At 61.7% G+C, this 17422-nt stretch carries 15 protein-coding genes; 12 read left to right on the top strand and 3 right to left on the bottom strand.

Annotated features, from left to right (window positions below):
- Window positions 1–26: 26 nt before the first annotated feature.
- Entirely contained in the window at window positions 27–323 is a 297-nt protein-coding gene (locus ACE4QZ_RS25420) for a hypothetical protein (RefSeq protein WP_152546615.1), read from the bottom strand.
- Window positions 324–350: 27 nt separating this feature from the next.
- Here ACE4QZ_RS25420 and putP point away from each other — a divergent pair, with 27 nt between their 5' ends.
- From putP to ACE4QZ_RS25375, 9 genes are all read left to right on the top strand, one after another.
- Window positions 351–1829 carry a sodium/proline symporter PutP gene (putP, locus tag ACE4QZ_RS25415; protein WP_028697041.1) on the top strand — a complete coding sequence of 493 codons (1479 nt, stop codon included), beginning with the start codon at window positions 351–353 and terminating at the stop codon, window positions 1827–1829.
- A gap of 106 nt (window positions 1830–1935) precedes the next feature.
- A complete protein-coding gene (locus ACE4QZ_RS25410) occupies window positions 1936–2772 on the top strand; it encodes a 23S rRNA (adenine(2030)-N(6))-methyltransferase RlmJ (RefSeq protein WP_003249430.1) in 837 nt (278 codons plus the stop codon).
- A 187-nt stretch (window positions 2773–2959) separates the two neighbouring features.
- Window positions 2960–4717: a carbamoyltransferase gene (locus ACE4QZ_RS25405; RefSeq protein WP_003249431.1), complete on the top strand. Its 1758-nt coding sequence runs from the start codon at window positions 2960–2962 to the stop codon at window positions 4715–4717.
- Complete coding sequence (locus ACE4QZ_RS25400) at window positions 4701–5831, top strand: glycosyltransferase (protein WP_084850253.1); 1131 nt, start codon at window positions 4701–4703, stop codon at window positions 5829–5831. The genes ACE4QZ_RS25405 and ACE4QZ_RS25400 overlap by 17 nt, the downstream gene beginning before the upstream one ends.
- Window positions 5831–6727 (top strand): antimicrobial resistance protein Mig-14, encoded by an 897-nt coding sequence (locus tag ACE4QZ_RS25395; protein ID WP_021783842.1) that lies wholly within the window; start codon window positions 5831–5833, stop codon window positions 6725–6727. The genes ACE4QZ_RS25400 and ACE4QZ_RS25395 overlap by 1 nt, the downstream gene beginning before the upstream one ends.
- Window positions 6724–8127: a PIG-L deacetylase family protein gene (locus ACE4QZ_RS25390; RefSeq protein ID WP_028697039.1), complete on the top strand. Its 1404-nt coding sequence runs from the start codon at window positions 6724–6726 to the stop codon at window positions 8125–8127. Before ACE4QZ_RS25395 ends, ACE4QZ_RS25390 begins: the two co-directional genes overlap by 4 nt.
- A gap of 48 nt (window positions 8128–8175) precedes the next feature.
- Complete coding sequence (locus tag ACE4QZ_RS25385) at window positions 8176–9132, top strand: glycosyltransferase (protein WP_021783840.1); 957 nt, start codon at window positions 8176–8178, stop codon at window positions 9130–9132.
- A 65-nt stretch (window positions 9133–9197) separates the two neighbouring features.
- Window positions 9198–9971, top strand: coding sequence for a glycosyltransferase family 2 protein (locus ACE4QZ_RS25380; protein WP_021783839.1), 774 nt, complete (start codon window positions 9198–9200; stop codon window positions 9969–9971).
- A gap of 37 nt (window positions 9972–10008) precedes the next feature.
- Window positions 10009–11100 carry a glycosyltransferase gene (locus tag ACE4QZ_RS25375; RefSeq protein ID WP_031322437.1) on the top strand — a complete coding sequence of 364 codons (1092 nt, stop codon included), beginning with the start codon at window positions 10009–10011 and terminating at the stop codon, window positions 11098–11100.
- A gap of 3 nt (window positions 11101–11103) precedes the next feature.
- On the opposite strand, the gene ACE4QZ_RS25370 is transcribed toward ACE4QZ_RS25375, so the two are convergent.
- Complete coding sequence (locus tag ACE4QZ_RS25370) at window positions 11104–11709, bottom strand: hypothetical protein (protein WP_021783837.1); 606 nt, start codon at window positions 11707–11709, stop codon at window positions 11104–11106.
- A gap of 100 nt (window positions 11710–11809) precedes the next feature.
- Between ACE4QZ_RS25370 and ACE4QZ_RS25365 the strand changes: the two genes are divergently transcribed.
- From ACE4QZ_RS25365 to hldE, 3 genes are all read left to right on the top strand, one after another.
- Window positions 11810–12985: an O-antigen ligase family protein gene (locus ACE4QZ_RS25365; protein ID WP_031322435.1), complete on the top strand. Its 1176-nt coding sequence runs from the start codon at window positions 11810–11812 to the stop codon at window positions 12983–12985.
- A gap of 15 nt (window positions 12986–13000) precedes the next feature.
- Window positions 13001–14809 carry a lipid A export permease/ATP-binding protein MsbA gene (gene msbA / locus ACE4QZ_RS25360; RefSeq protein WP_084850259.1) on the top strand — a complete coding sequence of 603 codons (1809 nt, stop codon included), beginning with the start codon at window positions 13001–13003 and terminating at the stop codon, window positions 14807–14809.
- Between the two features lie 130 nt (window positions 14810–14939).
- On the top strand, window positions 14940–16361 hold the full coding sequence (hldE, locus tag ACE4QZ_RS25355) for a bifunctional D-glycero-beta-D-manno-heptose-7-phosphate kinase/D-glycero-beta-D-manno-heptose 1-phosphate adenylyltransferase HldE (protein ID WP_021783834.1): 1422 nt from the start codon (window positions 14940–14942) through the stop codon (window positions 16359–16361).
- 81 nt (window positions 16362–16442) lie between these two features.
- Here the strand turns inward: hldE and ACE4QZ_RS25350 are convergent, their stop codons facing one another.
- Complete coding sequence (locus ACE4QZ_RS25350; protein WP_021783833.1) at window positions 16443–17411, bottom strand: hypothetical protein; 969 nt, start codon at window positions 17409–17411, stop codon at window positions 16443–16445.
- Between the last annotated feature and the right edge of the window lie 11 nt (window positions 17412–17422).

Raw genomic sequence — 17422 nt, 5'->3', positions numbered from 1 at the left:
ATCCTCGTTATTGCCACGGTTGTGGCCTAAGCTGGCATCAAGAGTAGCTGTAGGACAATTCGGGTGCAACTAGGTGCAACCTGAATTTTTTGTGTAGAAGGTGCAACTCGTCCGATAGCCATTCCCGCCCCCTGAAAAGGGGCGTTTTTGGTGTGATTTATTCTGAAAAACCGGTTTTTTACTCCCGAAAGGAGCAAAAAATGGGCTTTGTCGGAAAATGCACTGGCAGGTGCAACTTGCAAAAGAAAAATGGTTGCACCTTCTTTGCGTTGTTGCATAGCATTCGCCGCCTGGGTGCAACCGCCATCGCTGCGGTTGTGCATGATAAAAACAAACGCCAGGGCACACGCATGGGCAATCCACTAACGATCACCTTCGTGATCTACATCGCAGCAATGGTGCTGATCGGCTTCGCCGCCTATCGCGCCACCAAAAACCTTTCCGATTACATTCTGGGCGGTCGCAGCCTGGGTAGCGTGGTTACCGCGCTGTCTGCCGGTGCCTCCGACATGAGTGGCTGGCTGCTGATGGGCCTGCCCGGTGCCATCTACTTCGCGGGCCTGTCCGAGGTCTGGATCGCCATCGGCCTGACGGTTGGTGCCTACCTGAACTGGCTGTTCGTGGCTGGCCGGCTGCGCGTGCAGACCGAGCACAACGGTGACGCGCTGACCCTGCCGGACTATTTCTCCAGCCGTTTCGAAGACAATAGCGGCCTGCTGCGTATCATCTCCGCCATCGTCATCCTGGTCTTCTTCACCATCTACTGCGCTTCCGGCATCGTTGCCGGTGCCCGTCTGTTCGAGAGCACCTTCGGCATGTCGTATGAAACCGCGCTGTGGGCTGGTGCAGCGGCGACCATCGCTTACACATTCATCGGTGGTTTCCTGGCTGTGAGCTGGACCGACACCGTGCAGGCCACGCTGATGATCTTCGCGCTCATCCTCACCCCGGTGTTCGTGCTGATCGCCACCGGTGGCTTCGACCAGACCTTCGCCGCTATCGAGGCGGTGAACCCTGCGAACTTCGACATGCTCAAAGGTGCCACCTTCATCGGTATCATCTCGCTGATGGGCTGGGGCCTGGGTTACTTCGGCCAGCCGCATATCCTGGCGCGCTTCATGGCCGCTGATTCGGTGAAGTCGATCGCCAAGGCGCGCCGCATTTCCATGACCTGGATGATCCTTTGCCTGGCGGGTACCTGCGCCGTAGGCTTCTTCGGTATCGCCTACTTCTCGGCCCATCCTGAACTGGCAGGCCCGGTAAGCGAGAACCACGAACGTGTGTTCATCGAACTGGCCAAGATTCTGTTCAACCCATGGATCGCAGGTGTCCTGCTGTCGGCCATCCTGGCCGCGGTCATGAGTACCCTGAGCTGCCAGCTGCTGGTGTGCTCCAGTGCCTTGACCGAAGACTTCTACAAAGCCTTCCTGCGCAAGAATGCTTCGCAGATCGAGCTGGTGTGGGTCGGCCGTCTGATGGTGCTGGCCGTGGCCTTGATTGCCATCACCATGGCTGCCAATCCGGAAAACCGCGTGCTGGGCCTGGTGGCCTATGCCTGGGCCGGCTTTGGTGCTGCCTTCGGTCCGGTGGTGCTGATTTCGGTGCTGTGGAAAGGCATGACCCGTAACGGCGCGCTGGCCGGTATCGTGGTGGGTGCGCTGACGGTGATCCTGTGGAAGAACTTCGACACCCTCGGGTTGTACGAAATCATCCCGGGCTTCCTGTTCGCCAGCATCGCCATTGTTCTGGTGAGCAAGCTGGGTAGCCCTTCGCAGGCGATGGTCAAACGCTTCGAAGCGGCTGACGCGGCGTATCACGCCGACAAGTAACACCCGTTGAATTGGCGGCGCCTGCTTTGCGGGTGCCGCCAATCAGCAGCCAGGCCTGACTCCGCCTGCAAGGCAAGGTAAACTTGCCGCCTTCGCAGGAGTTGCCATGAACTATCGTCACGCCTTCCACGCCGGCAACCACGCCGACGTCCTCAAACACATTGTGTTGACCCGCCTCATCGCCCTGATGTCGCGTAAAGAGCAGCCTTTCGCCTATATCGATACCCACGCAGGGCTCGGCCTGTACGACCTGCAGGGTGACCAGGCAAGCCGCACCGGCGAGTACCTGGAAGGCGTAGCCCGCCTGTGGAATCGCGATGACCTGCCGGCCATGGCCGACGACTACCTGCGCATCATCAAGCGCCTGAATGCCGATGGCGAGCTGCGCTACTACCCGGGTTCGCCGGAACTGGCACGTCGTCTGATGCGCCAGCAGGACCGCGCCCTGCTCAACGAGAAACACCCTGAAGACGGGCCGCTCCTCAAAGAAAACATGAAAAAAGACCCGCGCGTGACCGTGCACCTGGGTGAAGGCTGGCATGTGCCGCGGGCCTTGCTGCCGGTGCAGGAAAAGCGCGCGATCATGCTGATCGACCCGCCGTTCGAGCAGGCCGATGAGCTCAAGCGCTGCACCACTGCCATGAAAGAGGCGATTGGCCGCATGCGCCAGACGGTTGTGGCCATCTGGTACCCGATCAAGGACCAGCGTTCGCTGACCCGCTATTACCAGGACCTGACCAGTACTGGTGCGCCGAAACTGTTGCGGGTTGAGCTGTATGTGCATCACCAGGACAGCCCTCAGGGGCTGAACGGCTCTGGCCTGGCCATCGCCAACCCGCCGTGGGGGCTGGAGGATGAGCTTAAGGAGCTGCTGCCATGGCTGGCCAAAGAGCTGGCACAAACCGCCGGTAGTTACCGCATGGACTGGCTGATCGCCGAGTAAACCTGAGCGGGTTTGCCCGCGAACACCGGCAACGCCGGTGCCATCCACCGCGTGACGGCTTCGCGGGTGAACCCGCTCCCACAAGGGGGCGGTGTGCCTCCAATGTTTGCGTTATAATCCCGCCCTTTAGCCGCCATCCGCCCAAGAGGCCGTTGGCGCATTTCTACCGAATGAAGAGGCTAATCCCTTGGCATTGACGATTCTTGGCCTGTCCGGCGCCCTTAGCCATGACCCTTCCGCGGCCCTGTACATTGACGGCAAGCTGATTGCCGCCGCCGAAGAAGAGCGCTTCGTGCGTGACAAGCATGCGAAGAACCGCATGCCCTACGAGTCGGCGAAGTTCTGCCTGGAACAGGCAGGCATCAAGCCGTCCGACGTCGACGTGGTAGCCATCCCGTTCGCCCCGATCAGCCTGTTCGGCAAGGCGCGGTGGCACTATGCCAAGCGCTATTGGTACGCCCCGGATCGTGCACTCGATGCCATCCTGATGGGCAACCGTCGCTACAAGCGTTATCGCAAGAAAATCGTCTGGTGCCTGGAGCAACTGGGCTTTGACCCGAAAAAGGTCAAGATCGAGCCCGTCGAGCATCACCTGGCCCACGCTTCCAGTGCTTATCACTGCTCGGGCTTCAAGGAAAAAACCGCAATCCTGGGCATCGACGGCAAGGGCGAGTACGCCACTACCTTCTTTGGCTACGGTGAAAACGGCAAGATCCACAAGATCAAGGAATTCTTCGACCCTGACTCGCTGGGTGGCCTGTACGGTGCCATCACCGAGTTCCTGGGCTTCGAAATGCTCGATGGCGAGTTCAAGGTCATGGGCATGGCGCCGTATGGCGACGCAAGCAAGTATGACTTCTCGCGTCTGGCCAGCTTCGAGAACGGCGAGCTGGTCATCAACACCGAGTACGCCAACGTTATCGGCCTGCGCCGCTATAAAGAGAAGGGCAAAGGCTTCTACTTCTCGCCGAAGCTGATCGAATGGCTGGGCCCCAAGCGCGAAGGCGACATCGCCGACGAGCCGTACATCCATTACGCCGCCAGCATGCAGGCGCTGTTCGAGAAACTGGCGCTGCAGATGATCGACCATTACTTGGGCGACACCCTGCGTGAAACCGGCAAGCTGGCCTTCGCTGGCGGCTGTGCGCTGAACGTCAAGCTCAACCAGAAAATCATCGCCCGTCCGGACGTGAAAGAGTTGTTCGTCCAGCCAGCCTCCGGCGACGCCGGGACTGCCGTTGGCGCCGCAGCCTATGTTTCGCACGCCCGTGGCGTTCCGGTCGAGAAGATGGAGCACGTCTACCTCGGCCCGTCGTACTCCAACGAAGACGTGATCGCTGCCTGCGCCCGTCACCCGAACCAGCCAAAGTGGCGCAAACTCGAGAACATGCCGCAGCAGATCGCCCAGATCATGGTCGACGGCAACCCGGTAGCCTGGTTCCAGGGCCGCATGGAGTTCGGGCCGCGTGCCCTCGGTGGCCGATCGATCATCGGCTGCCCGAGCGTGGAAGGCGTGGCTGACCGCATCAACCACCAGATCAAGTTCCGCGAACGCTGGAGACCTTTCTGCCCGTCGATGCTCGACACTGTCGCCCCGCAGATGATCAAGGTCGACCATCCCGCGCCGTTCATGACCTTCACCTTCGAAGTCGCTGAAGAGTGGAAGACCCGCGTGCCGGAAGTGGTGCATGAGGACGGCACTTCGCGTGCCCAGGTGCTCAAGCGCGAGTACAACCCGCGCTACTACGACATGATGAAGGCGCTGGAAGACCTGACTGGCAACGGCGTGTCGCTGAACACCTCGCTGAACCGTCGTGGTGAACCGATGATCTGCTCGCCGACCGATGCGTTGAACATGTTCTTCGGCTCGGACCTGCAGTACCTGATCATGGAAGACATCCTGGTTGTGAAGGACGGCGCGGCCCCGTATGACCAGCCGCTCTGAACCGCGCATCCTGCAGTTCTGCCATGGCTATGACGGGCCGTTCCTGGACTGTGCCCGTCAGTACGCCAGCCTGTTTCAGGGGCGTGGGTACCAGGTGACTACGGTGTTCCTCACCGGCGCCGCCGACGCGCAGGTAGCGGCTGGCTGTGCGTCGGAGGAGGTGCTGTTCCTTGAGTTCAGTTCCAAGGACGTGCGTGGTCTGAAACTCGGCGCCATCCGCGCATTGCGGCGCATTGCGGCCGAACGCAATTTCGCTTTCTGCATCGCCCATCGCTTCAAGCCGATCTACGTTGCCCTGCTGGGCACCGGCCTGCCAGTGATTGGTGTGCACCATGCCTTTGGCGACTACCAGCGCAAAGGCCGCCGCCTGTTCGCGAACCTGTTCAGCAAACGTCTGAGCCTGCTGGGTGTTTCGGACGCGGTACGTGACGATATGCGCCGTTGCTTGCCTCAGTGGCCGGCCGAGCGCATTCAGACCCTGTACAACCGCATCGACATCGACGCCCTGCAATCAGCCCTGGTGCCGCGCGCTGACGCACGCCAGGCCTTGGGCCTGGATGCTCAGGCGTGGATCGTCGGCAATGTTGGGCGCCTGCACCCGGACAAGGATCAGGCCACCCTGTTGCGCGGTTTTGCCCAGGCACTGCCGGGGCTGCCGGCTGGCGCCCGCCTGGCAATCCTCGGCAAGGGGCGTCTGGAGGCCAAGCTCATGGCGTTGGCCGCCGAGCTTGGTATTGCCGGGCAAGTCGACTTTCTTGGCCAGGTGCCGGATGCGCGCCGTTACTTTCAGGCGTTCGACGTGTTCGCTTTGAGTTCGGATCACGAGCCGTTCGGCATGGTTCTGCTTGAAGCGATGGTTGCCGGTGTACCGGTGCTGGCCACGGCCTGTGGTGGTGCCCGCGAAGTGGTCGAGGGCGTTGGCGTTCTGTTCCCGCTGGGCGACGCCGCGCAGCTGGCCCAGGGCCTGAAGCACATGGCCGTACTGGATGCTGAACAGCGCCAGGTCTGCGCCAGGCACATGCTGCAGCGCCTGCGTGAGCGTTTCTCTGATCAGGCGGTGCGCGAGGCCTTCTGGCAACTCCCGCAGGTGCGCGCGTTGGTGGGGCAGGCCTGATGCTCAATCGTATCCAGGCCTTCCGCGAACGCGGTTGGCAAGCTATCGATGCCAAGGCTTATGGCCAGGCGTGGGCGCGCTTTGGCGGCAGTGTCGCCACCCATCCGCTGGTGGTCGAGCAACTGGCGGACCTGGCACAAATCCCGGTGCGTTACCTGGGCTGGCACCAGGCTGGCGAGCTGAAAGCCGCGATCCCGGTCTGGGGGCGTCACCTGGCGCTGTCCAAGGACGTGCTGAAGCGTGCTGGCAAGAAAGCCCTGTTCGACCTCGGCAACGCCGAGATCATCCTGCCGGCGGCGCCTGATGCCGCTGCGCCGTTGCGCCATACCGTGCGTTACCTGTCCGAACTGAACCTGGGCCGCTTCAACGGCCTCAAGGCGCAGAAGGAGCAGTTGGCCATGGCCCGGGCGCCTGAAGACCTGTCGAAGAAGTTCCGCTACAACCAGCGCCGTGAACTTCGCCTGCTGGAAGAGGCGGGTGGTGTGGTACGCCCGATCAGCGACTTCAGTGCTCAGGAAATCGCCAGCATGTACTGCGACCTGTTCCTGCGCCGCTGGGGCTTCCCTGCCACCGGTGCCGAGCGTATGGCCGATGTGCTGGAGCGCCTGCGTGAGCTGCTGATCGGCTCGGTGTTGCTGCTGGACGGTAAGCCGATTGCCATCCAGCTGGTGTACCGCGTCGAAGCGCCGGAGTGGATCAGCGTCGAGTACATCAATGGCGGTGTCGACCCTGAAACCAAGGCCTTCAGCCCAGGCAGCGTGCTGAGCTTCCTCAATACCCAGGCCGCCTGGGAAGATGCCCGGACGCGCAACAAGCCGCTGCGGTTCTCGTTCGGCCGTGCTGACCGTGAGTACAAGGACCGCTGGTGCAACCCTGTGCCGGTGTATCAAGCGTGAGCCGCAAGCAGCAGTTGCTCAAGCGCCACCGGCGCAACAAACGCCTGGGGCTGCTGGCGGGCCTGGTTGCGCTGGTCGCCCTCGGTGTTTTCAGCTGGTGGTGGCTGCCGCTGCTGTTGTTCCCGCTGCTCTGGGCTGCCCATGAGGCCTGGTTTGCCGACCACCTGTTCTATGCGCCGGGTGAGGACTATGCCTACGACTTCGGCGATCAGGTGCAGCAGGTTCCTGCCAGCCTGCACGATGGCTGGCTCAAGGCTGAGTGCATGCTGCAAGGCGACGAAACCCTGGTGCTTGAACTGCGGCTAAAAAGCAGCTGGTTGGGGCGCTTTCTCGACCCTCGGGTTGAGTTACTGGCTGGCGAGCAGGCCGATCGGCAAGCCTTCGAGCGTGGCGTCGATGGCGTGCGTTTTCTCAACCTGACGGGGCTTGCTGCGCCATTGCAGGCCGGCACGTTGCGCCTGCGCGGCCGGCATTGCAAGTTGCAGGGTCAGTTGCGCCTGTGGATAACCCCTTCAATCGAGCTGCAGCGTCGCCGGGTGATGGTGATCGCGCCACATGCCGACGACGCCGAGTTGGCCGCGTATGGTTTGTACAGCCAGGCCGACGAAAGCTGGGTGGTGACCCTGACCGCCGGTGAGATAGAGGCCGAGCACTATCAGCAGATGGGCCTGGCAAAGGCCGAGGCCGCGCGCCTGAAAGGTCGCCTGCGTGCCTGGGACAGCATTGCCGTGCCGCGTTGGGCCGGTGTGCCGGAGTCGCGTTGCATACAGCTGGGTTACTTCTGCCTGCAGCTGCCTGCCATGCAGGCCGCACCCGATCAGCCGGCCGCCTCACGTGAGGCAGACCTGGCTGATATCCGCGTGTTCCGCCAGTTCAACCCGTTCCCGTTACCGGGCGACCGTGATGGCGCACCCACCTGGCACAACCTGCTGGCCGACCTGCGAGCCTTGCTGGAACTGGCCAGGCCAGAGGTGCTGGTGATGCCGCACCCGCAGCTAGACCCCCACCCGGACCATATCTGCGCTCAGGCGGCGGTGCTGGAAGCCTTGCACGGTATGGCCTGGCAGCCACAAACCTTGCTGTGCTACGCCAACCACCTGCACGATAACGACCGCTGGCCGATGGGCAACAGTGGCGATGGCGTGGCCTTGCCGCCGCAATTGAGCGCCGCCCAGGCCTGGGCACCCTGCAGCCTGGTGCTGGATTGCGCGACCCAGCGCGACAAGGCCATGGCCCTGGGCATGATGCACGACCTGCAGCCCCCGGCACCGTTCAAGCGCCGCCTGCGCCGCGTGCTGCAACGCTGGCTTGCCGGGCGACAGCCATCGCCTTACGGGGAGAACGAATTCTTCCGCAAGGCCGTGCGCCGACACGAACTGTTCTGGCGGCGTGAGCTGTAAGCACGCCCCATGGTTGACCGCGAAGGCGCAGAGCGCCCAAGGAAAGCAATGAAAGTCCTATTTCTGGTACAGAAGGAACAGCGGGCCATTCTTGACCGCCTGTACGATGGCGTCGCGGCCAACTGCGAGTGCGACCTGCGCTGGCTGACCAGCCAGGATCAGCGCAACCTGCGCCGCTACTTCAAGCGAGAGGTGCAAGTCGAGCGCTATGACCGCATCGTGTTCTTCCTGCGTTTCAAGCAGGAGATCCGTCAGGTGGCCTTTATCCGCACGGTGCCGAACCTGGTGATTCTCGAGCACGACGCCTACCAGAACTACATCCCGTGCAAGTACACCGGCAAGTTCAGCGCTCATTACCGCCAGTTGCCATGGGCGCGGGTGATCAGCTCCGGCTATATGGTCAGCGAGCGCCTGCGCCAGGAAGGTTTTGACGCGGTGTTCGTGCCCAAGGGCTATGACGAGCAGTTGCTGGCCGACCAAGGGCGCGAGCGTGACATCGAGCTGGCCTTTGTCGGCAGCGTCAACAGCGTGGCCTATAGCGGCCGCAAGGCACTGCTGGACGAGTTGGGGCAGGTCGAGAACCTGCTGGTAACCCGTACCAAGTCGGGCGAGGACTACTGCAACACGCTCAACCGTATTCGTTTCTTCGTCAGTGCCGATGTCGGCATGGGCGAATACATGATCAAGAACTTCGAAGCCATGGCCTGTGGATGTGTGTTGCTGGCGTACGACCAGGGCGAGGAAGAGAACTGTGCGCTGGGCCTGCAAGACATGCACAACGTGGTGTTCTATGACAACATCCCGACCCTTCAGGAAAAGCTTCGTCACTTGCGCGAGAACCCCGAGCTGGCACGGCAGATTGCAGAAAATGGCCGCCAACTTGCGGTTTCCCGTTTTAGTTTCGGCGCAGTTGGACGTAGCATCGTCGACCACATGCGCCCGGCGCTCAGGCCCCACCCGCCATTGTCTGCATGGCAGCGGCTGCGCCTGAAGCTGGGCATCTAAACAAGAGCTTTCGCGCCCAGGAGCGGGTCGTTGAAGGCCGATAGTCGTAATGCGGAGGGAGTCCGGTGCGCTTTTCAAATGAGAGTGACGTCACGCTCGTCGTGACCAGTTGTGGGCGGTTCGATCTGCTCAAAGACACCCTTGAGAGTTTCGATCGCTACAACACCGCGCCCATTCGCGAGGTATTCATCACCGAAGACTCTGGCGACGATGCTGTGCATGCCGCTGTGCCGGAGCACTGGAAGCCGCACTGCAAGGTGTTCGTCAACCGGCCCAAACTTGGTCAGTTGCCGTCTATCGACCTGGCCTACAGCCACGTGAAGACGCCTTACATTTTTCACTGCGAAGACGACTGGCAATTCTACCGCCAAGGCTTTGTCGAAGACTCGCGGGCCATCCTGGATGTCAGTCCCCACCTGCTGCAGGTGTGGTTGCGCAGCCATGCCCACGATCTGGCCATCCACAGCCCGTACATCCACTTGGGCGATCGTCAGGTGATCGCCGGGGTGCCGTGTTATCCGCTGCTGTCCGACAAGGCCGAGTGGCAGGCGTTCTCGCTCAACCCTGGGCTGCGCCGATTGAGCGATTACCAGCGCTGTGCGCCGTTTGCCGCCTATGCTGGAGAAAAGGCGCTTTCCCGTCGCTACGCTGAGTTAAATCTGACGGCGGTCACCTTGGAGGGTGATGCAGTATTGCACACTGGATTCGGCAATCACGTGACCTTGCCCATTGAAGTGGAGCGTAAGGCCAAGCGTCGTCAGCGTGATCGGATGAAGCTGGCGTTGGCGCTGGTTGCGGGGGCCTTGATCGGCATGGGAATCACCTTTTTTGTTCAATGAAGTCACTGTCCCACCTGACTTGAGCGGGAGAGGACCCATGAACATCGTCAATATGATGTGGGCGGGTGGAACGCCCTACATGTCGATTCACAGGGTGCATCGGCAGGTCTTGTCGAACGCGGGTGCCGACGCCCGGATCAGTAATTGGCTGCTGCTGGGGAGCGGGCTCTGCTGTGGGCTCGGTTCGACCCGGGAATGGCATATGCCCTCACGTGCGCTCAAAGGGCGGCACTTGTGGCGCTTGCTGCGCCCATGGCTGCGCATGCGGTTGCGCAAGGCACTGGCCGAGGCCGGGGCAGAAATCGTGCTGCTCGATGGTATTGGCGTCGCTCGGTTGGTGCTGCCGTTGTTGCAGCGTATTCCCCACGTACGTGCCAAGGTACTGTTCCATGGCACGACGCGTCTGAATGCCAGCGATATCCGCTTGTTGCAGATGTTTCCGTCCGAGCGGCTGAGTGTTGCGGCGGTATCACGGACGTTGGCCGAGTCGCTGGAGTGTGATCTGGGTAGGCCGGTGCAGACACTGCGCATGGCGCTTGACCCGCGTGCATTCGTCGAGCCTTTGCTGAGCCGTGATCAGGCCAGGCAGGCGCTGCGGTTGCCCCACGGCGCCGGAGTGATGCTGGGTGCGGTAGGGCGGTTGGTAGAGAGTAAAGGTTTCGAGATGCTGATCGAAGCATTCGCCAGGGCCAGTGCACGGCAGCCGGACCTGCAACTGGCGATCATTGGCGAGGGGCCGCAGCATGCCATGTTGCAGCAGCGTATCAACGCGCTGGGCCTGGCTGGGCGCGTTCATCTGCGCGGTCACCGCGAAGACCTGCAGCAGCTGTATCGGGCATTCGACTGGCTATTGGTGCCTTCGCGTTCCGAAGGCCTGGGGCTGGTGGTGCAAGAAGCGGTGATGGCCGATGTACCGGTGGTGTGCAGCGACCTGCAGGTATTCCGCGAGCAGTTGCACGATACGGGTGGCTACCTGCCGGTTGCCGACGAAAGCGCCTGGGCTGAGGCGATCGAGCGCTGTGCGGTGCTCAGTGCATCGACGATCGCCGCGAAGCAGCGCCAGGCACTGGCGCCGGAGCAGGCCTGGCAGGCATTCTGCAGCGGCTCGCAGAGCCTGTTGCGCAGTTGACGCTCAGCGTGTCAGCAAGGCTGCCTCGAAGGCGGCAAGGGGGAACCGGTCGCCCAGGTTCTCCCGCTCGATATAGCGCACCATGTGCTGCACATTGCGTCGAATCATGCGAGCCGACAGCGGCGGGCGTAGAAAACGCATGTCGGCCACGTCGATCAAGCCCAGACGCTGGTCGGGGGTGACCACCACATTGCCCAGGTGCAGCGAACGGAAGTAAACGCCGCTGCGGTGCAACTGGCGGATCAGTTCGATCAGGCGTGGCAGGTAAATGTCCCAGCTGAATCCGTCGTCGCGCGACATCTGCAGCAGTGTCCGCCCAGGTAGCGGGCGATACAGCACCGCAGTGCGGCCCGGCAGGTCGAGTTTGTGCTGGCTGATCACTTCGAGGGTGGGGATGCCCAGTTGCGTCAGGCGCGCGGCGTTATCGACGAAGCGCTGCGAGTAAGGGCGTAGCAGTGCAGATGAAATCAGCCGCTTCCTGCGAAAAACCTTGAGGAAATTTCCATCTGTGAGCAGGTAGACTTTGGCGCCATGGCTGTCTGCCTCAAGCACCTGTGCGCCAAGTGTCAGCTGATCGAAGTCGACCTGGGTGAGCCGGGAGCATTGCATGAATAGGGCCTTGTCGTCTGGCGAGCAAAATGACCGGCAATAATGCCGAAAATAATGTTGTAGCACCATGGATGGTGTTTTTGATTCATCGGGGGAAAGGATGTTGTATCAAAAAAACTGGGCACGAGCCTGGTTAGGATTGGGTCTGGTCTGGTTCCTGGCGGCGATTGCCCTGGCACCCAGCAACAAGGTTTATCAGCAAGGTCTAGTGTTGTTCTTGTGGCTGCCAACGCTGGTATTGGCCTGGTCGGCCCGAGGTGTGCTGGTGCAAGCCTGGGGGCGGCAACCGGCGCTGTGGGGGAGTGTGCTGCTGCTGCTGGCCTGGAGCGGTCTGAGCCTGGCCTGGTCGCCCGCCGAGGAGCCCGGGCGCGAGCTCAAGCGTTTGCTCTACATCCTGGTGTTCCTGCTGGCGTTTCCGCTGTTGGCCCAGCTTGGCCAGGCCCGCATTCGTCAGCTATTGCTGCTTGGCAGCGCGTTGCTGGCCCTCGCTGCGTTGGTCTCCATCCTCAAGTTCTATGGGGTGCAGCATAAGCCTTTGCTGGTCAGGCTGGAGGGTATTGGCGAGATATCCCACCCCATCCTGGGGGCTTATGTCATTGGTTCGGCCTTGCTCTTGATGCTCTACGAGCCACCTCGGCACCGTGGCTTGCAGTTGTTGTGGCTGGCGGCACTGGCTTGCCTGGGTGCCTTCGCCATTTTCAGCCAGAGCCGTGGCGCGATTCTGGCACTGGTGATTACCGTGGTAATGGCGCCGCTGTGGTTCCGTGACCGCCACAGCCGGGTGTTTTCTGTTCTGGCATTGCTTGCCACCGGCCTGGCCTTTTTGGCCGTGTACGACCTTATCGCCCACCGGGGTTCATCCTATCGGCCGGAAATTTTCCATGCCGTGGTCGAGATGATTGCCGCGCACCCTTGGACTGGTCTTGGCCTGGGGGCTCACTACGAAGTGAGCGCCGTCGGCAAACACTTCGATCACTCCCACAACATGTTCACCCATGTTGCCGTTGAAATGGGCTTGCCCGGCATGTTGCTGTGGGTAATGGTATGGCTGCTTACGCTGGGCGAAATCGTGCGCGCCCGCGGCACCCTGTTCGGCAAGGTCCTGCTGGGGTTCTGGGTATACTCGACCCTGGCCATGCAGTTCGATGCCGCCAGCCTCACCGGTACGCCACGTGCCGAATGGTTCATCAGCTGGCTGCCGGTGGGCCTTGCCATGTTGCTGCCATGGGGGCGTGCCGAAAATGACGCCTGTGGTAAAATTGCCGGTTCAACCTGAACAGCGAGCTCGATAATGGCCGAAACACCGCGACCAGCGGAGCACACCTCCAGCCTGAAGATCTACTTCCGGCTGTTGAGCTATGTGAAACCCTATGTCGGCATTTTCCTGCTGAGCATTGTCGGTTTCGTGATCTTTGCCTCGACCCAGCCAATGCTGGCCGGCATTCTCAAGTACTTCGTCGATGGGCTGAGCAACCCCGAAGCGGTATTGTTCCCCAACGTACCCTACCTGCGTGACCTGCAATTGCTGCAGGCGGTGCCGCTGCTGATCATCCTGATCGCTGCGTGGCAGGGCCTTGGCTCGTTCCTCGGCAACTACTTCCTGGCGAAGGTCTCTCTGAGCCTGGTGCATGACCTGCGAGTGGCTTTGTTCAACAAGCTGCTGGTGTTGCCCAACCGCTACTTCGACAACCACAACTCCGGGCACCTGATTTCGCGCATTACCTTCAATGTGACCATGGTCACCGGCGCTGCTACCGACGCCATCAAGGTGGTGATCCGCGAAGGCCTGACCGTGGTGTTCCTGTTTGCCTATCTGCTCTGGATGAACTGGCACCTGACCTTGGTGATGGTCGCCATCTTGCCGGTGATCGCGGTTATGGTCAGCATCGCCAGCAAGAAATTCCGCAAGCAGAGCAAGAAGATCCAGGTAGCCATGGGCGACGTCACCCACGTTGCCTCGGAAACCATCCAGGGGTACCGCGTGGTCCGTAGCTTCGGTGGCGAGGCCTATGAGGAGCGGCGATTCGACCAGGCCAGCCAGAGCAACACCGACAAGCAACTGCGCATGACCAAGACCGGCGCGCTGTACACACCGATGCTTCAGCTGGTGATCTACAGCGCCATGGCTGCGCTGATGTTCCTGGTACTGTTCCTGCGCGGGGATTCTACTGCCGGTGACCTGGTGGCCTATATCACCGCTGCCGGCCTGCTGCCCAAGCCTATTCGCCAGTTGTCGGAAGTCAGCTCGACCATCCAGAAGGGCCTGGCAGGTGCCGAGAGCATCTTCGAGCAACTGGACGAAGCACCCGAAGTGGACACCGGTACTGTCGAGAAGGAACGCGTGGAAGGGCGCCTGGAAGTGCGTAACCTGAGCTTCACTTACCCGGGTACCGAGCGTGAAGTGCTGAGCGACATCAGTTTTGTAGCCGAGCCCGGGCAGATGATCGCCCTGGTCGGCCGCTCCGGCAGTGGCAAGTCTACCCTGGCGGCCCTGATCCCGCGTTTCTATCACCACGACAAGGGGCAGATCCTGCTCGATGGTGTGGAGATCGAGAACTATCGCCTGCGCAACCTGCGCCGCCATGTTTCGCAAGTCACCCAGCATGTCACCCTGTTCAACGACACCGTGGCCAACAACATCGCCTATGGTGATCTGGCTGGCGCGCCGCGCGCAGACATTGAGGCCGCCGCGGCCGATGCCTATGCCAAGGAATTCGTCGACCGGCTACCAAAGGGCTTCGATACTGAAGTGGGTGAGAACGGTGTACTGCTTTCTGGTGGCCAGCGCCAGCGCCTGGCTATTGCCCGTGCGCTGCTTAAAAACGCGCCGTTGCTGATCCTCGACGAAGCCACTTCGGCGTTGGATACCGAGTCCGAGCGGCATATCCAGGCCGCTCTGGACCACGTGATGCAGGGCCGTACCACGCTGGTGATTGCTCATCGCCTGTCGACCATCGAGAAGGCCGACCAGATCCTGGTCATGGACCAGGGCCGCCTGGTCGAGCGCGGTACTCACGCCGAGCTGCTTGCGGCTAATGGCCATTATGCCCGCCTGCATGCCATGGGGCTGGATGAGCCGGCCAAGGCCGATATCACCTGAACCCTCCTTGATCGGGGCCGTCATGGCCCCGATTGTCACGGGAATTTTCCAGGGATGATCTGGCCATAAAGCCATTGCCTACCCTGTGCTAATATCCTGCCCCTGTTCATTATTTCCATATGGGTTGCCCATGAAGTTGTCCATGCCGCGTTTCGATCAAGCCCCGGTACTGGTGGTCGGCGATGTCATGCTCGACCGCTACTGGCATGGCGGTACTTCGCGTATTTCGCCCGAAGCGCCAGTCCCGGTGGTCAAGGTCGATCAGATCGAGGATCGCCCCGGCGGTGCGGCCAACGTTGCCTTGAACATTGCTGCGCTGGGCGCGCCGGCTTCGCTGATCGGTGTTACCGGCCAAGATGAAGCTGCCGACAGCCTGGCCAACAGTCTGCAGGCTGCCGGTGTCCGTTCGGTATTCCAGCGCATCGCGCATCAGCCGACTATCGTCAAGCTGCGGGTCATGAGCCGTCACCAGCAGCTGCTGCGTATCGATTTCGAAGAGCCGTTCGCCACCGACCCGCTGTCGCTGGGCGCGGAGGTCGATGGCCTGCTCGAAGGCGTCAAGGTGCTGGTGCTGTCCGACTACGGCAAAGGTGCATTGAAGAATCACCAAGACCTGATCCAGGCGGCGCGCGCCAAGCGTATTCCGGTGCTGGCCGACCCCAAGGGCAAGGACTTTTCCATCTACCGTGGCGCCAGCCTGATTACCCCGAACCTCAGCGAATTCGAGACCATTGTCGGCCGTTGCGTCGATGAAGCCGAACTGGTCGCCAAGGGCTTGCAGCTGCTGCAGGACCTGGACCTGGGTGCCTTGCTGGTCACCCGCGGTGAGCATGGCATGACCCTGCTGCGCGTTGGTCAGCCGGCGTTGCACCTGCCAGCACGGGCACGCGAAGTGTTCGATGTGACCGGTGCCGGCGATACCGTCATCTCCACCCTTGCCGCGGCCATTGCCGCAGGTGAGGACCTGCCCCATGCGGTGGCCCTGGCCAATCTGGCGGCGGGCATCGTGGTCGGCAAGCTGGGTACGGCTGCCATCAGCGCCCCTGAACTGCGCCGGGCCATCCAGCGTGAGGAAGGCTCCGAGCGCGGCGTGCTGGGCCTGGAGCAATTGCTGCTGGCCATCGATGACGCGCGGGCGCACAACGAGAAGATTGTCTTTACCAATGGCTGCTTCGACATCCTGCATGCCGGGCATGTCACCTACCTGGAGCAGGCGCGGGCTCAGGGTGATCGCCTGATCGTTGCGGTAAATGACGATGCCTCGGTAAGCCGCCTGAAGGGGCCGGGCCGGCCGATCAACAGTGTTGACCGGCGTATGGCCGTACTGGCCGGTCTGGGCGCAGTGGACTGGGTGATCAGTTTCCCGGAAGGCACCCCGGAAAACCTGCTGAGCCAGGTCAAGCCGGATGTGCTGGTGAAGGGTGGCGACTATGGCATCGACCAGGTGGTGGGCGCTGATATCGTCAAGGGCTATGGCGGCACCGTGAAGGTGCTGGGGCTGGTCGAGAACAGCTCGACCACGGCGATTGTCGAGAAAATTCGCAAGAACTGATCTGGCCTTGGGGTCGCTGTGGCGGCCCTCTGCAGGGGCGGGTTTACCCGCGCCTGCAAGAAGGTGAAAGCTCCCGGGATGTCACTTGTGCAGCGAAGTTCGCGCCCGCTCCAGCAGCGCTCGTGCCTTGTCGCCAAACCGTTGCAAGTGCGACGCCCGTTCAGGCGTGCGTTCCACCAAACCCTGCTGCTTCACCCAATCCTTCCAGCGTATCCGTTCATCTGCCACCACCCAGCCTTCCTGCCGGGCAAAACTCTCTGCCAGGTACAACCCACGCGTACTCGCTGGCACCAGTTCATCCTTTTTCAGCGTATACAGCTCTGCCAGTGGCTGGCCGTCCTTCAATGGCATCAGGTACAGGTCGGGCCGTTTGCGGTTGAGCCGCGCCACCAACTGGTCGCCCTCCAGCCGTTCGTCAACGTGGAACAAGCTGAGTTTCTTGGCGTCCCGGGGCACTTGCAGGCGCATGTCATAGATCAGCTGTAGCGAAGCGGTGGGCAGGTGCACATAGGCCCGTGGGCGCTCCAGTAGCATCAGTTTGCCGCAATGCACCGGGCGTGCGGCACCGGACTGGGGCGCCAGCACGAAGTGGGGTGTTTCGCGGTAGTGCAGGGCGGCGGCGTAGGGTACGGGCAGCCAGGTGTCGTTGAAGCGCCCGCCCAGCCAACCTTCCGGGGTTTCCAGCAGGCACTCCTCGGCCACTTCCTGTACAGCGGTGTGCAGCGGCAGGTTCAGCTCCTGCGCCGGCACATAACCGGAAATCAGTTTCAGCACCACATCGCCACGGTCTTGTCGGCGCTGACGCACCAGTACCCAGTAATCGCGGTTCTGCCAATGCAGCGTGAGGCGCACTGACACGCCCAGGTTGGCCAGTTCGACCACGAAATGTTGCGCGTCGGGTAACTGGATGGCCTTGCGCCGTTGCTGGGTCTGGGCAAAGTTCAGCGGCATGCCGATGCTTTGGTAGATCAAGCCTTCGGGCGTGGCCTCGACATGCAGTGGCAGTGTCTTGAAGTTGCTCGGGTTCTTGCGGATCAACGTTCGCGCCACGAGGCTCCTCC

Origin of the sequence: Pseudomonas sp. DCA-1, assembly GCF_046523955.1 — a bacterium.
Classification (GTDB): domain Bacteria; phylum Pseudomonadota; class Gammaproteobacteria; order Pseudomonadales; family Pseudomonadaceae; genus Aquipseudomonas; species Aquipseudomonas putida_Y.
This window is presented reverse-complemented; position numbering and strand designations above follow the sequence as displayed.

Coding starts and splice junctions, on each gene's coding strand:
- ACE4QZ_RS25420 (WP_152546615.1), bottom strand. CDS start 323: ATGCACAACCGCAGCGATGGCGGTTGCACCCAGGCGGCGAATGCTATG.
- putP (WP_028697041.1), top strand. CDS start 351: ATGGGCAATCCACTAACGATCACCTTCGTGATCTACATCGCAGCAATG.
- ACE4QZ_RS25410 (WP_003249430.1), top strand. CDS start 1,936: ATGAACTATCGTCACGCCTTCCACGCCGGCAACCACGCCGACGTCCTC.
- ACE4QZ_RS25400 (WP_084850253.1), top strand. CDS start 4,701: ATGACCAGCCGCTCTGAACCGCGCATCCTGCAGTTCTGCCATGGCTAT.
- ACE4QZ_RS25395 (WP_021783842.1), top strand. CDS start 5,831: ATGCTCAATCGTATCCAGGCCTTCCGCGAACGCGGTTGGCAAGCTATC.
- ACE4QZ_RS25385 (WP_021783840.1), top strand. CDS start 8,176: ATGAAAGTCCTATTTCTGGTACAGAAGGAACAGCGGGCCATTCTTGAC.
- ACE4QZ_RS25375 (WP_031322437.1), top strand. CDS start 10,009: ATGAACATCGTCAATATGATGTGGGCGGGTGGAACGCCCTACATGTCG.
- ACE4QZ_RS25370 (WP_021783837.1), bottom strand. CDS start 11,709: ATGCAATGCTCCCGGCTCACCCAGGTCGACTTCGATCAGCTGACACTT.
- ACE4QZ_RS25365 (WP_031322435.1), top strand. CDS start 11,810: ATGTTGTATCAAAAAAACTGGGCACGAGCCTGGTTAGGATTGGGTCTG.
- msbA (WP_084850259.1), top strand. CDS start 13,001: ATGGCCGAAACACCGCGACCAGCGGAGCACACCTCCAGCCTGAAGATC.
- hldE (WP_021783834.1), top strand. CDS start 14,940: ATGAAGTTGTCCATGCCGCGTTTCGATCAAGCCCCGGTACTGGTGGTC.